16 protein-coding genes are annotated in these 13,555 nt (G+C 72.0%); 5 read left to right on the top strand and 11 right to left on the bottom strand.

Annotation, left to right across the window (positions count from 1 at the left end; genetic code table 11):
- Nucleotides 1–14 precede the first annotated feature (14 nt).
- Nucleotides 15–788 carry a helical backbone metal receptor gene (locus QZV97_RS07005; protein ID WP_295640544.1) on the bottom strand — a complete coding sequence of 258 codons (774 nt, stop codon included), beginning with the start codon at nt 786–788 and terminating at the stop codon, nt 15–17.
- Between the two features lie 196 nt (nt 789–984).
- Here QZV97_RS07005 and QZV97_RS07000 point away from each other — a divergent pair, with 196 nt between their 5' ends.
- Nucleotides 985–1,479, top strand: a complete 495-nt coding sequence (locus tag QZV97_RS07000) for an RNA-binding protein (RefSeq protein ID WP_295640543.1) — start codon at nt 985–987, stop codon at nt 1,477–1,479.
- A 107-nt stretch (nt 1,480–1,586) separates the two neighbouring features.
- Here the strand turns inward: QZV97_RS07000 and QZV97_RS06995 are convergent, their stop codons facing one another.
- Genes QZV97_RS06995 through QZV97_RS06980 form a run of 4 tightly spaced genes read right to left on the bottom strand, consistent with a single transcriptional unit; the run spans nt 1,587 to nt 4,611 of the window.
- Complete coding sequence (locus tag QZV97_RS06995) at nt 1,587–2,363, bottom strand: SDR family oxidoreductase (RefSeq protein ID WP_295640541.1); 777 nt, start codon at nt 2,361–2,363, stop codon at nt 1,587–1,589.
- Nucleotides 2,360–3,061 carry an LPS export ABC transporter periplasmic protein LptC gene (gene lptC, locus QZV97_RS06990; RefSeq protein WP_295640539.1) on the bottom strand — a complete coding sequence of 234 codons (702 nt, stop codon included), beginning with the start codon at nt 3,059–3,061 and terminating at the stop codon, nt 2,360–2,362. The genes QZV97_RS06995 and lptC overlap by 4 nt, the downstream gene beginning before the upstream one ends.
- 7 nt (nt 3,062–3,068) lie before the next feature.
- Nucleotides 3,069–3,662: an HAD hydrolase family protein gene (locus QZV97_RS06985; RefSeq protein ID WP_295640536.1), complete on the bottom strand. Its 594-nt coding sequence runs from the start codon at nt 3,660–3,662 to the stop codon at nt 3,069–3,071.
- Between the two features lie 10 nt (nt 3,663–3,672).
- Nucleotides 3,673–4,611, bottom strand: coding sequence for a KpsF/GutQ family sugar-phosphate isomerase (locus QZV97_RS06980; protein WP_295640694.1), 939 nt, complete (start codon nt 4,609–4,611; stop codon nt 3,673–3,675).
- A 176-nt stretch (nt 4,612–4,787) separates the two neighbouring features.
- Here QZV97_RS06980 and QZV97_RS06975 point away from each other — a divergent pair, with 176 nt between their 5' ends.
- The 3 genes from QZV97_RS06975 to QZV97_RS06965 are packed head-to-tail and all read left to right on the top strand — an operon-like array spanning nt 4,788 to nt 7,932.
- Entirely contained in the window at nt 4,788–6,785 is a 1,998-nt protein-coding gene (locus tag QZV97_RS06975) for a monovalent cation:proton antiporter-2 (CPA2) family protein (protein WP_295640534.1), read from the top strand.
- 4 nt (nt 6,786–6,789) lie between these two features.
- The gene (locus QZV97_RS06970; RefSeq protein WP_295640532.1) at nt 6,790–7,365 is read left to right on the top strand and encodes a histidine phosphatase family protein; all 576 of its coding nucleotides are present in this window, start codon (nt 6,790–6,792) and stop codon (nt 7,363–7,365) included.
- Between the two features lie 24 nt (nt 7,366–7,389).
- Nucleotides 7,390–7,932 (top strand): adenine phosphoribosyltransferase, encoded by a 543-nt coding sequence (locus tag QZV97_RS06965; protein WP_295640530.1) that lies wholly within the window; start codon nt 7,390–7,392, stop codon nt 7,930–7,932.
- Between the two features lie 18 nt (nt 7,933–7,950).
- Here QZV97_RS06965 and QZV97_RS06960 read toward each other — a convergent pair whose 3' ends face one another.
- From QZV97_RS06960 to rpmH, 6 genes are all read right to left on the bottom strand, one after another.
- Nucleotides 7,951–8,418: a cyclic nucleotide-binding domain-containing protein gene (locus QZV97_RS06960; RefSeq protein WP_295640528.1), complete on the bottom strand. Its 468-nt coding sequence runs from the start codon at nt 8,416–8,418 to the stop codon at nt 7,951–7,953.
- 116 nt (nt 8,419–8,534) lie between these two features.
- Nucleotides 8,535–9,941: a tRNA uridine-5-carboxymethylaminomethyl(34) synthesis GTPase MnmE gene (gene mnmE / locus QZV97_RS06955; RefSeq protein WP_295640526.1), complete on the bottom strand. Its 1,407-nt coding sequence runs from the start codon at nt 9,939–9,941 to the stop codon at nt 8,535–8,537.
- 22 nt (nt 9,942–9,963) lie between these two features.
- Nucleotides 9,964–11,619 carry a membrane protein insertase YidC gene (yidC, locus tag QZV97_RS06950; protein WP_295640524.1) on the bottom strand — a complete coding sequence of 552 codons (1,656 nt, stop codon included), beginning with the start codon at nt 11,617–11,619 and terminating at the stop codon, nt 9,964–9,966.
- A complete protein-coding gene (gene yidD, locus QZV97_RS06945; protein ID WP_295640522.1) occupies nt 11,616–11,960 on the bottom strand; it encodes a membrane protein insertion efficiency factor YidD in 345 nt (114 codons plus the stop codon). The genes yidC and yidD overlap by 4 nt, the downstream gene beginning before the upstream one ends.
- Nucleotides 11,957–12,382 carry a ribonuclease P protein component gene (locus QZV97_RS06940; RefSeq protein ID WP_295640520.1) on the bottom strand — a complete coding sequence of 142 codons (426 nt, stop codon included), beginning with the start codon at nt 12,380–12,382 and terminating at the stop codon, nt 11,957–11,959. The genes yidD and QZV97_RS06940 overlap by 4 nt, the downstream gene beginning before the upstream one ends.
- A 28-nt stretch (nt 12,383–12,410) precedes the next feature.
- Nucleotides 12,411–12,545 (bottom strand): 50S ribosomal protein L34, encoded by a 135-nt coding sequence (gene rpmH, locus QZV97_RS06935; protein ID WP_295640518.1) that lies wholly within the window; start codon nt 12,543–12,545, stop codon nt 12,411–12,413.
- Between the two features lie 283 nt (nt 12,546–12,828).
- Here rpmH and QZV97_RS06930 point away from each other — a divergent pair.
- Nucleotides 12,829–13,555, top strand: a 727-nt coding sequence (locus QZV97_RS06930) for a DnaA/Hda family protein (RefSeq protein ID WP_295640516.1), incomplete at its 3' end; no start/stop codon positions are given.

Here is a 13,555-nt window from a genome sequence, read left to right as displayed (position 1 = left end):
GGCCCGCGCCCGCGTCAGCCGGCCGCCAGCGCGCGCAGGTAGCGCAGGCCGGCCGCCGCCCGCGGGCCGTACCAGCTGAGCAGTTCGCCGTCGACGGCCTGCACCCGCGCCTGCGGACACAGCGCCTGGGCTTCGGCGACATGAACGTCGTCGAAGCGGTAGGGCTCGCTGCTCAGCAGCACCCGGTCGACATCGGCCAGCCAGGGCGCCCCGGGATCGACCTGCGGGTAGCGGGCCGCGCCCGTCGGTCCGCCCTCCACCTCGGGCAGCGTCTTCCAGCCGACGGCGGCCAGCATGCGGGCGATGTAGGTGTCGCGCGCCACCGTCATCCAGGGCTCGCGCCAGATCAGGTAGAGAACCCGCTGGGGCATGAATTGCTGCGCTGCGGTCAGCGCCAGCTCGCCGGCCATGTCCGCGCGCAGGGCCGCCGCGCGCTCGGCGACCCCGGGTTCGGTCACGAAGACGGTCGCCAGCTGGTCGATGAGCGCCAGGTTGTCGCGCGGGTCGCAGGGATGCGTCACCACCAGCTCGGGCACGAAGTCGCGCAGCGCCGCCGCCGTCTCGGCGCGGTTCTCGTCGACGTTCAGCAGCACGTGGGTCGGCGCCAGTCGGCGCAGCTTGGTCAGGTTGACTTCCTTGGTGCCACCGACCTTGGGCACGTCGCGAACGGCCTCGGCCGGGTGGATGCAATAGCCCGTCCGTGCCACCAGACGGTGCGCCAGGCCCAGGGCGCAGACCAGCTCGGTCAGGCTGGGCACCAGGCTCGCGATGCGCGGCGGCTCGCTCATGCCCGCGTCCCCCGCGGCCGCTCGGCTCCGATACAACAGTCGCGCCGGGGGGTTGCGCCGAAAGCCGGCGGTTCACCCATAATGGAATTTCAAGTCTGGATGCGGCGCCTTCTCTGGATCGGTTCCGGCGGGTTGAGGCTCCACAGATAGGTCGGGGTACCGCGGTACCGTTTTCTTGGGAAGGAAGGCGCTCTCCATGGGCAACAAGCTGTATGTGGGCAACCTTGCCTACAGTGTGCGTGACGAAGAACTCCAGCAGGCGTTCGGCGAGTTTGGCACGGTGACCTCGGCCAAGGTCATGATGGACCGCGACACCGGTCGCTCGAAGGGCTTCGGCTTCGTCGAGATGGGCTCGGATGCCGAGGCGCAGGCCGCGATCCAGGGCATGAACGGTCAGTCGCTGTCGGGCCGTGCCATCGTGGTCAACGAGGCCCGTCCGCGCGAAGAACGTCCCGGCGGCTTCCGCGGCCCCTACGGTGGCGGCGGCGGCAGTGGCGGCGGCTACGGCGGCGGCGGCGGTGGTCGCAGCGGCGGCGGCGGTGGCGGCGGCTACGGTGGTGGCGGCGGCGGCTACGGCGGTGGCGGTGGTGGTGGCCGCAGCGGTGGCGGCGGCTACGGCGGTGGCGGTGGTGGCCGCAGCGGTGGCGGCGGGGGCTACGGCGGCGGCGGCGGTGGCCGCGGCGGCTACTGAGCGCGGCGCAACACCGATCCCCACCCGGCTCTGCCGGGCGACGCGGACAAAAGGCGGCAAGGCGAAAGCCAGCCGCCTTTTTCTTTGCCCCGGTCTCTACGGCGCGGCTACTCGCCCTGGCGCTTCTTGCGCCCGCGGCCGACGAGCAGGCGGTCGAACCAGGCGTTCGGCAGCACGCGCATCAGCTTCGCCACCACGCCCATCTGCCAGGGAATGACCCGGTAGCTGTCGCCGGCGGCGATCGCGCGCCAGGCCCGGTCGGCAAAGCGCTCCGGCGACAACAGGAAGGGCATGCCGTAGCTGTTGCCGGCCGTCAGCGGCGTGGCGACATAGCCCGGCAGCAGGGTCACGACGCGCAGTCCGTGCGCGCGACACTCGCCGCGCAGGCTCTCGCAATAGGCCACCACGCCGGCCTTGCTGGCGCAGTAGGCGCCATGCCCGGGCAGGCCGCGGATGGCCGCCACGCTGGCGATGCCGACCAGCGTGCCGCTGCGGCGCTCGCGCATCGGCGCGAGGAAGGGCTGGAAGGTCGCCGCCATGCCGAGGTTGTTGGTCTCGAAGGTGGCGCGGATCACCTCGAGGTCCGCGAACTCCGCCGTGTCGACGCCGACGCTGATGCCGGCATTGGCGATCACCACGTCCGGCAGGCCCTGGCGCTGCAGGCAGTCGCGACCTGCCGCGACCGTGGCGTCCACGTCGCGCATGTCGGCGCCGTAGACGGCCCAGCGGTCCTGAGGCCAACCCTGGCCGCGGCACCAGGCCTCGAGCTCCGCGACGCGGCGCGCCACCAGCGCCAGCCGCCAGCCGGCCCGCGCATAGCGCGCGGCGAGGGCCTGCCCGATGCCGCTCGACGCGCCGGTGATGAAGACCAGCGGATCGCTCATGGCGCCGGCCGCGGCGTCGCCCGCAGCTCGCCGACGACGCGACCGCCGAGCTGCCCCGTGCGATCGACGTGGTTGTAGTCCAGGCTGCCGGCGCGCATCTCGCCGCGGCCGGTGATCAGCACGACCGGCAGGTGCGACCGCACGCGCTCGGTCTCGGTGAAGATCTCGATGAACTCGCCGCGGATCTCGAGCCGGTCCGTCGGCGCGTCCCGCGGCCCGGGCTCGCGGACCACGGTGGCGCCGCCAGTCAGGCGCACCTGCGTCGCGTCGCCGTTGCTCAGGGCGCGCTGGGCGCTGCCCACGACCACGCGGCCGGCCGCATCGACCGAGCGCAGGCGCACGCCATCGACCTCGATGGTGTCGTTGTCCGGGAAGTGCCGCAGGCGGTCGCCCTCGAGCCGCGACTGCAGCACGCCGTCCGGCCGGTAGCTGACGACCGAGAAGTCCTGCATCGTGTAGTCGGGCTCGTGCCGCAGCGTCGCCGCACGCGAAGGGTCGGCCGGCACCGGCGTGTTCTTCACCAGCCACCAGCTGAGCGCCGCCAGCACCCCCATCAGCAGCACCGGCAGGTACCCCAGTGCCTGGTCCCACAGGCGCGCTGTCCAGGGCCCGGTGACCGGGGGTCGCGCCGACGCGCTCGGCGCCAGCGGCACCAGCTCGCTGAACGGCGCCTGCGGGCTCTCGGCGTGCTCGGACATGCCGCCTTCAGGCCGACGGCTTGCCGTCGTCCAGCGTCGTCAGCTGGCCGCGCAGCAGCCCGGCATAGCGCCCCGCGGCGATCAGCAGCAGGTCGCAGAACTCGCGCGCCGCGCCATGGCCGCCGGGCAGCGCGGTCACGTGGTCGACCACCGCACGGACCTCGGCATGCGCGTTGAGCGGCGCGGCGGCGAAGCCGCAGCGCAGCAGCAGCGGCAGGTCGGGCCAGTCGTCGCCCAGCACGGCCAGCTGCGGCCAGTCCAGCGCCAGCGCCTGCAGCAACCCTTGCGCCGCCGCCAGCTTGTCGTGGGCGCCGTAGACCGCGTGCGCGATGCCGAGGTCCGCCACGCGCCGCCGCACGGCCGGCGAGTCGCGCCCGGTCACCACGAGAGGCGCGATGCCGCCGGCCTTCAGCAGCTTGAGTCCGTGGCCGTCGAGCGCGTTGAAGGCCTTCACGGTCTCGCCATGCTCGCCGATGTAGAGCCGGCCGTCGGTCAGCACGCCGTCGACGTCGAAGAGGGCCGCGCGGAGGCCGCCGGCCGGGCCCTGCGCCTTCAGCAGCAGCGCGGGATCGAAGCTCAGCGTCGGTCGCAGCTCGCGCATCGGTTCGGCGTCAGATGACCTTGGCGCGCAGCAGGTCGTTCGAGGTGACGGCGCCGACCAGCACGCCCGTCGCATCAACCACCAGCACGCTGGTGATCTTGGCGGTCTCCATCAGGTCGGCGGCCTCGACCGCCAGCGCGTCGGCCTCGACGGTGCGCGGGTTGCGCGACATCGCATCGGCCGCGCGGGTCTGGCGCAGGTCGCCGCCGCGCTCGAACAGGCGGCGCAGGTCGCCGTCGGTGAAGATACCGACCGGCTTGCCCGCCGCATCGACGATCGCCGTGCAGCCCATGCCCTTGGCGCTCATCTCGCGCATCGTGTCGGCCATCAGCGTGTCGGGGCCGACCTGCGGCACGCGCTCGCCGCTGCGCATCACGTCGCGCACGTGCGTCAGCAGCTTGCGGCCCAGCGCGCCGCCAGGGTGCGAGCGCGCGAAGTCCTCTTCCTTGAAGCCCCGCGCATCCAGCAGCGCCACCGCCAGCGCGTCGCCCAGCGCCATCTGCGCCGTGGTGCTGGCCGTCGGCGCCAGGTTCAGCGGGCAGGCTTCCTCGGCCACGCTGCTGTCGAGCACGACCTGCGCATGGCTGGCCAGCGACGACCCGGCCCGGCCGGTCATCGCCACCAGCGGCACGCCCAGGCGCCGCATCGCCGGCAGGATGGCGGCGAGCTCGTCGCTCTCGCCCGAATTGGAGATGGCCAGCACCACGTCCTGCGGCGTCACCATGCCGAGGTCGCCGTGGCTGGCCTCGGCCGGGTGCACGAACATCGCCGGCGTCCCGGTCGACGCCAGCGTCGCGGCGATCTTGCGCCCCACGTGGCCGCTCTTGCCCATGCCCATCACCACGACGCGACCGCGGCAGCCGAGCAGCGTCGCCACCGCCTGCGCGAAGGCGTCGGCCATCGGACCCGCGATGCGCTGCTGCAGCGCGGTCAGGGCCTGGGCTTCGATCGCCAGCGCCTGCGCGCCGAGTTCGACGCTGCGCTGCGGGGAGGTTGCGGGGAGGTGGCTCAAGGGCTGCACCCGGGGCGCGGGCCGCCGGGCCTTGGGTAGCATCGAACGATTCTAGGCGCGCCCTCGCGCGGGCGTGGCCTGCCGCGGCACCGATCCTGCAAGCTCCCGGACGAATGGCCACTTCGCTCGAACTGACGCTGCTCTACCTGGTCGCCGCGGTGCTCGGCGTCACGGCCTGCCGTTCGCTGAAGCTGCCGCCGATGGTCGGCTACCTGGCCGTCGGCGTGCTGATCGGGCCGCATGCGCTCGCGCTGGCCGGCGATGCCGGCGGCATGCAGTACCTCGCCGAGTTCGGCGTCGTCTTCCTGATGTTCGTCATCGGGCTCGAGTTCAACCTGCCCAAGCTGCGCAGCATGCGCACCCTGGTGTTCGGGCTCGGACTGTCGCAGGTGGCGCTGACGATGCTCGCGGCGCTGGCCGGCAACGCGCTGCTGGCCTGGGGCCTGGCGATGGCCGGCCGCTCCTGGGGCCTGGGCTGGCAGGGCGCGCTGGCGCTCGGCGCCGCGCTGGCGATGAGCAGCACCGCCATCGTCGTCAAGCTGATGGCCGAGCGGCTCGAGCTCGAGACGCCGCACGGCAAGCGCGTGATGGGCGTGCTGCTGTTCCAGGATCTGGCCGTGGTGCCGCTGCTGGTGCTGGTGCCGGCGCTCGCCGAGTCGGCCGAGACCCTGACCCGCGCGCTGCTGATCGCGTCCTTCAAGGCCGTCGCCCTGCTGACCCTGCTGCTGGTCGGCGGCCAGCGCGTGATGCGCTGGTGGCTGACGCAGGTGGCGCGCGCGCGCAGCGAGGAGCTGTTCGTGCTGAACCTGCTGCTCGTCACGCTGGGCCTGGCCTGGCTGACCGAGCACGCCGGCCTGTCGCTGGCGCTCGGCGCCTTCATCGCCGGCATGCTGATCGCCGAGACCGAGTTCAAGCACCAGGTCGAGACCGACATCCGGCCCTTCCACGACGTGCTGCTCGGCCTGTTCTTCATCACCGTCGGCATGAAGCTCGACTGGCGCGCGGTGTGGGAGCAATGGGCGCTGGTCGCGGCACTGACGGTGCTGCCGGTGCTGTTCAAGTTCGGCCTGGTGACGGCGCTGGCGCGGCTGTTCGGCGCACCGGCCGGCGTGGCACTGCGGACCGGCATCTACCTGGCGCAGGCCGGCGAGTTCGGCTTCGTGCTGCTGACGCTGGCCGCGCAGAACCGGCTGATTCCGCCCGAGCTGGCCAATCCGGTGCTGGCCTCGATGGTGCTGTCGATGCTCGCGACGCCGCTGCTGATCCTGTACAGCAACCGCATCGTGATGCGACTGGCGGCCAGCGACTGGCTGCTGCAGTCGGTGGCGCTGACGACGATCGCCAAGCGCGCCATCCACGCCGATGCGCACGTCATCATCTGCGGCTACGGCCGCAGCGGGCAGAACCTCGCGCAGCTGCTGTCGGCCGAGCAGATCCCGTACATGGCGCTCGACCTCGACCCCGACCGCGTGCGCCAGACCGCCGCCGCCGGCCAGAGCGTCGTCTTCGGCGACGCCGCGCGCCTGCAGAGCCTGATGGCCGCCGGTCTGGCGCGCGCCACCGCGGTGGTCGTCAGCTACCACGACACCGCTTCGGCGCTGAAGATCCTGCGCCTCGTGCGCGAGCATGCGCCGACCGTGCCGGTCATCGTCCGCACCATCGACGACAGCGACCTCGAGCAGCTGCAGGCGGCCGGCGCCACCGAGGTCGTGCCCGAGGCCATCGAGGGCTCGCTGATGATGGCCTCGCATGTGCTGGCGCTGGTCGGCGTGCCGATGCGGCGCGTGATCCGCGTGGTGCAGGACCAGCGCGACGCGCGCTACGGCCTGCTGCGCGGCTACTTCCACGGTGCCGACGACGACACGGTCGAGGAACTGAAGCAGGCGCGCCTGCAGACCCTCACGCTGTCCGACAGCTGCGCCTGCCTTGGCCAGACCCTGGGCCATCAGGGGCTCGATGCCTTCGGCGTGCAGGTCGTGTCGCTGCGGCGCGCCGGCGGCGCGGTGCTGCGGCCGTCCGACGCGCTGTTCCTCGCGCCCGGCGACACGCTGGTACTGTCGGGCCGTTCCGACGCGCTCGCGCGCGCCGAGGCCCGACTGCTGCGAGGTTGACCCGATGACCGCACGACGCGAACTGATCCTGGCCGGCCTCGCCGGCCTCGCCGGCCTCTCGGCCTGGCTCCCCGGCGCCGCGATGGCCGATGCGGCCGTCGTGGACCGGCTGCGCCGCGGCGGCGTCGTGGCCGCGTTTCGCCACGCCAACGCGCCGGGCACCTATGACCCGCCGGGCTTCAGGCTCGGCGAGTGCGGCACCCAGCGCAACCTCGACGACGCCGGCCGCGAGCAGGCGCGCCGCCTCGGCGCCTGGTTCCGCGAGCAGCGGCTGACACCCGCGGCGGTGCGCTCCAGCCCCTGGTGCCGCTGCCTCGACACCGCGCGCCTGGCCTTCGGCCAGGCCGAGGCCTGGGCGCCGCTCGGCTCGCCGCGTGCGTCGGCCGACGAAGCCGGCCAGCTGGCGGCGCTGCGCACGGCCCTGGCGCGCGTCGAGGCGGGCCGCTTCGAGGTCTGGGTCAGCCACCAGTTCACCCTGAGCGCCCTGGCCGGCGGCAGCACGTCCTCGGGCGAAGGCCTGGTGCTCGGCCCGCGCGCCGACGGCAGCGTCGAGCTGCTGGCGCGGCTGCCGCCACCCTGAGCGCGCGACCCCGGGAGACCCGTCATGGACGACGACCGCGCACTGATCCGCGACACCATCCGCACCGTGCCCGACTGGCCCGCGCCGGGCGTGCAGTTCCGCGACATCACGCCGCTGCTGCAGAACCCGCGCGTGTTCCGCGTGCTGATCGACCAGTTCGTGCATCGCTACTTCGGCCTCAAGGCCGATGCGGTGGCGGGCCTGGACGCACGCGGCTTCATCATCGGCTCGGTGCTGGCCTACGAGCTGGGCCTCGGCTTCGTGCCGATCCGCAAGAAGGGGAAGCTGCCCTTCGACACCGTCGCCGAGAGCTACGAGCTGGAGTACGGCTCGGCCACGGTCGAGATCCACACCGATGCCGTGCGGCCGGGTTCGCGCGTGCTGCTGATCGACGACCTGATCGCCACCGGCGGCACCATGCTCGCCGGCAAGCGCCTGCTCGAGCGGCTGGGCGCCACGGTGATCGAGGCCGCGGTGATCGTCGATCTGCCGGAACTCGGCGGCTCGGCCCGCGTGCGCGAGGCCGGCCTGAGCCTGTTCACGCTGGTGAGCTTCGAGGGGCACTGAGCCCCGCGGCAACGCGCCTCAGGTGATCGGCAGCTGGCGCGAGATGTTGGCGCGCATGCGCAGCGCCATCACCGTGCCGGCCGCGCGCAGCACCTCGAGCGCGATCACCGGCGCTCGGGCGCACAGCTCCTCGAAGCGCGGCAGCCGCAGCGCCCAAACCACGCAAGGCGTCATGGCCTCGACGTTGGCGGTGCGCTCGCCGTCGGCGAACAGGCCCGGCTCGCCGCACATGCCGCCGGCGCGCAGGATCGCGATCTTGTTGGAGCCGGGCGCGCCGCCGGTCGCGTAGACCTGCAGCGTGCCCTGGCCCAGGAAGTACAGCGTGCGGTCCATGTCGCCCTGCTTCAGCAGCAGGTCGCCGGAGCGGACCTCGTGGCGCGTCAGGTACTGCAGGAAGGTGCGCCACTGCGACGGATCGAGCCGCGGCCGGAAGGCGTCCTCGGCATTGAGCGACTGGATCGCTTGCAGCAGTTCTTCGTGCGTCATGGTGGCAGGTCCGGTTGTTGTTGTGGTGTCGGGAGCGTCTTTCGATTATCGGCGCCTCGCGCCGGCGATCCAAGCGCGCGCCCCCGGCGCGAGGGTGCTACGCGGTGTGAAGTGCATCACTTTCCGATACAGAACCGGCCGAAGATCTGGCCCAGCAAGTCGTCGGCCGTGGTGTGGCCGACGATCGTGCCCAGCGCGTCGTGCGCGAGCCGCAGCTCCTCGGCCAGCAGCTCCAGCGCCGCGTCGCGCTGCGCCACCAGCGCCTGCGCCCGCCCGACGTGCTCGCGCGTGCGCTGCAGCGCCTGCAGGTGGCGCTCGCGGGCCACGAACACGCCTTCGCTGCCGGCCTGCCAGCCGGCCTGCTGCAGCAGCCTCGCGCGCAGCGCAGCCAGGCCTTCGCCGGTGCGCGCGGACAGCGCCAGGCCGTCCGGCGGCAGCGCGGCGGCGGGCGCCGCGTCGTGCTTGTTGTAGACGTCCAGCACTGCCACGCCGGCCGGCAGGCGCGTGGCGATCTCGCGCTCGGCGGCGTCGTAGCCGGCCTCGCCGTGCCGCGTCAGGTCGTGCAGGAAGATCACCGCATCGGCCTCGCCGATGGCGTGCCAGCTGCGCTGCATGCCGATGCGCTCGACCTCGTCGTGCGTCTCGTGCTCGCCGCGAAGGCCGGCGGTGTCGACCAGGTGCAGCGGCACGCCCTCGATCTGGATCGTGCCGGCGATGCGGTCGCGCGTGGTGCCGGCCACCGGCGTGACGATCGCCAGCTCGGCGCCGGCCAGCGCATTGAGCAGCGAGCTCTTGCCGACGTTGGGCTGCCCGGCCAGCACGACGTGCAGGCCCTCGCGCAGCAGCGCGCCCTGGCGCGCCCGCGCCTGCACGGCCGCCAGCGCGTCGGCCACGCGGTCGAGGCGACCGCGCGCATCGGCCTTCTGCAGGAAGTCGATCTCCTCTTCGGGGAAGTCCAGCGTCGCCTCGACCAGCACGCGCAGCTCGACGAGCCGCTCGCGCAGCGTCTCGACCTCGCGCGAGAAGGCGCCCGCCAGCGAGCGACCGGCCGAGCGCGCCGCCGCTTCGGTGCTGGCGTCGATCAGGTCGGCCACGGCCTCGGCCTGGGCCAGGTCGAGCTTGTCGTTCAGGAAGGCGCGCTCGGTGAACTCGCCGGGCTCGGCGACGCGCAGGCCGGCCAGGCGCGGCCGGCCGCTGGCCGGGTCGAGCTCGGCCGCGGCCTGCAGGCAGCGCGCCAGCAGCAGCTGCAGCAGCACCGGCCCGCCGTGGGCCTGCAGCTCCAGCACGTCCTCGCCGGTGTAGCTGTGCGGCGCCGGGAAGTGCAGCGCCAGGCCCTGGTCCAGCGGCTCGCCGTGCGCGTCGAGAAAGGGGCCGTAGTGGGCGTGGCGCGCCTGCAGCACGCGGCCGCACAGCGCCATCGCCAGCGGACCGAGCCCGCGCCCCGAGACCCGCACGATGCCGACCGCGCCGCGCCCCGGCGCGGTGGCGATGGCGACGATCGGGTCCTCGTGGCGCGGCAGCATGGCCGCGATTGTCAGGCGCGGATCAGGCCACGCCGAGCCGGCGGTTGATCACCCACTGCTGCGCGATCGACAGCAGGTTGTTGGTGATCCAGTACAGCACCAGGCCCGCCGGGAAGACGAAGAACATCACCGAGAACACCAGCGGCATGATCCACATCATCTTGGCCTGGACCGGATCGGGCGGCGTCGGGTTCAGCCAGGTCTGCAGCAGCGTCGTCGCCGTCATCACGACCGGCAGGATGTAGAACGGGTCCTTGGCCGACAGGTCGGCGATCCAGCCGATCCACGGCGCGTTGCGCATCTCGACGCTGGACAGCAGCACCCAGTACAGCGCGATGAAGACCGGCATCTGGATCAGGATGGGCAGGCAGCCGCCGATCGGGTTGACCTTCTCTTCCTTGTAGATGCGCATCATCTCCTGCTGCATCTGCTGGGGCTTGTCCTTCATGCGCTCGCGCAGCTCCATGATGCGCGGGTTGATGGCCTTCATCTTGGCCATCGACTTGTAGGCGCTGGCGTTGAGGCTGTAGAAGGCGGCCTTCAGCAGCACGACCAGCGCGACGATGGCCCAGCCCCAGTTGCCCAGCAGCTTGTGCAGCTGGTCGAGCAGCCAGAACAGCGGCTTGGACAGGATGGTGAAGAAACCGTAGTCCTTGACCAGCTCCAGGCCCGGCGCCAGGAGCTCGAGCTTCTTCTCCTCCTGCGGGCCGATGTAGAGCAGGCTGTCGAAGCTCTTGCTCGCGCCCGGCTCGATGGCGCCCAGCGGGAACAGCTGGCCGATCGCGTACTGGTTGGTGTCGACCTTGCGCGTGTAGAACTCGCGCGGGGCCTTGTCCTTGTGCAGCCAGGCCGAGAAGAAGTAGTGCTGGACCATCGCGACCCAGCCGTTGTCGGCCGTCTTGTCGTGCTCGGCCTTGCCCTTCTCGATGTCCTTGAAGTCGACCTTGTGGAACTTGCTGGCGTCGGTGTACATCACCGGGCCCGTGAAGGTGAAGTAGAAGCTCGACTCCCCGGGCGGCGCATTGCCGTCGCGCACCAGCTGCGTGTAGAGCTGCGGCGACAGCGCCGCGGCGCCGCCGTTGCTCACTTCGTGCTTCACGTCCACCGAATAGCTGCCGCGCTTGAACGTCAGCGTCTTCTTCAGCGTGACGCCGCCCTGCGCGAGCGACTCGAAGGCGATCGTCAGCGCATCCTGGCCGGCCGCCAGCGTGGTCTCGCCGGGCAGCAGACGGTAGGTCGTCAGGTGGTTGGGCAGGTCGGGTGCGCCGACCAGGCCGGTCTGGGCAACGTAGTAGCGCTCGGCCGAGCGGTCCAGCAGCACGACGTTCTTCTTCGCGTCGTTCTGGTCGCTGTGCGTCAGCAGCTCGACACGGACGACGTCGCCGCCACGCGCGTCGAGCGTCACCTTCATCAGGTCGGTCGTGATCGTGGTGGTCTGCGCCACCGCGCCCGCGGCGGCCGGCGCGGCACCGGGGGTCACGACACTGCCGGGGGCCGTCACGGCCGTGGCCGACGGCACGCCGCTGCCCGGCGTCGCCGGTGCGGTGGCGGCCGGGGCCGGCCGCGCGGTCGGCCCGAACAGCGAAGGCTGGCCGGTGTGCTTGTTCCACCCGTCCCACAGCAGGACGAGCGACATCGTGAACACCACCCACAGCAGGGTGCGGCGTATATCGGTCATGTCGAGATCTCGGAGGGATGGCGCGCCGCCGGCGCGCCGCTGTCGTGATGGGATGCTGCGTTCGCCGCGTGACCGGGCCGGGTCAGCCAGCCCGGCGCACGATCCGGCACCGGATCGTGCCCGCCGTCGCAGCCCGGATGGCAACGCAGCAGGCGCCGGCCGGTGAGATAGCTGCCGGCCAGCGCCCCGTGGCGTTCCAGCGCGCCCAGCGCATAGGCCGAACAGCTGGGCGTGAACCGGCAGCTGCTGCCCAGCCAGGCACTGAAGAAGAGTCGATAGCCGCGCACCAGCAGCATCAGGCCCTCACGGGGCCAGTCGGCCGGCGCCGGCAGGCGGCTCATCGCCGGTAGCCCGGGCTGGCGAGCCAGAGCGTGTCGAGCTCGGCCCGGACCTGACTGCGCAGCGCGTCGGATGCGGCGCTGACAAAGCGCCTGGGATCGAACGGCGCGCGCAGGCGCAGCACCCAGGAACCGGGAGCCATTGCCGCGGCGTGGCGGGAAAAGGCCGCCCGGCCCTGGCGCTTGACCAGGTTGCGCGTCACCGCGCGCCGTGCGTGGCGCTTGGGCACGACCAGACCCAGCCGGCGCCGCTCGTCCACAGCACTTACGTCTTGTGACGACCCGGCTGTTGACAACTTGGGCTCCGCCGCTGAGATGCGGGCTGGCAAATGATGCAAGGCAAAGTGCTCCGTCCGCGCGCAGGGCCGCGAGGTGAGCGCTTGCTCGAAATCGGTGGCCTGCAGACCGGCCAGGTCGACGCTCACGCCCGACTGGCCGCGAGGCCCCGGCGGCTCAGACGCCGAGGCGCTTGCGGCCCTTGGCGCGACGCGCGTTCAGCACCTGGCGGCCGCCGCGGGTCTTCATGCGGACGAGGAAGCCGTGGGTGCGGGCGCGACGGGTCTTGGATGCCTGGTAGGTGCGTTTCATGTGAGCCTCTGTCCCGCAGCGCGGGCGATGTGCGGATCGGTGGACGAGCCGCCTGATGCGTCCGCGGGTTCCGCGGGTTCGGACCTTGGCGCAAGGCGCACCCGCTCCCGCTGCGGAAAACCGCGGATTACATCAAGAATCCCATTCCCGGTCAATGACTTGGCCCACTGCCGCGCAGGGGCGAGAGCGCGCACCGCCGGCTTCGGAACTGTGGATAACCCGGTCGCCGGCGGTCTTCGCGAGGCTAGAATCGTGGGTCTCGCCATGAATTGTCCACAACGACATGAGCGCTGATTTCTGGTCTCGAAGCTGCGAACGCCTGGCTTCCGAGCTGCCCGAACAGCAGTTCAACACCTGGATCCGACCGCTGCCTGCGGCCGATGTCGTCGACCGCGACGGGGCGGCGGTGGCGGTGCTGCGCGTGCCCAACCGCTTCAAGCTCGACTGGATCCGCAATCAGTACGCCGCACGCATCGAAAGCGTGATGAGCGACGTGGCCGGCAAGCCGGTGCGCCTGGACCTGCAGCTCGCCGCGCGCGAAGCGATGCCGGCGCGCGGCCCCGAAACCTCGCGCAGCAACGGCCATCCGCAGGCGGTCGGGGCCTGGCTCGGCGCCGCGGGCGCGCAGGCTGGCACCGTGCCGCCGCCCGCCCCGCCCGCCAGCCCGCCGCCGTCGAAGCACCGCCTCAACACCGTGCTGACCTTCGACACCCTGGTCCCCGGCCGCGCCAACCAGATGGCCCGCACCGCGGCGCTGCACGTCGCCGGCGCGCCGGGCGTCATGTACAACCCGCTGTTCATCTACGGCGGCGTCGGCCTGGGCAAGACCCACCTGATCCACGCCGTCGGCAACGCGCTGCTGCGCGACCGGCCCGATGCCCGCGTGCTGTATCTGCACGCCGAGCAGTTCATCACCGACGTCGTCAAGAACTACCAGCGCAAGACCTTCGACGAACTGAAGGCCAAGTACCACTCGCTCGACCTGCTGCTGATCGACGACGTGCAGTTCT

Origin of the sequence: uncultured Methylibium sp., assembly GCF_902826655.1 — a bacterium.
Taxonomy (GTDB): Bacteria; Pseudomonadota; Gammaproteobacteria; order Burkholderiales; family Burkholderiaceae_C; genus Methylibium.
Note: the sequence above shows the minus strand (reverse complement) of the source record. Positions and strands in the feature narration are given on the sequence as shown.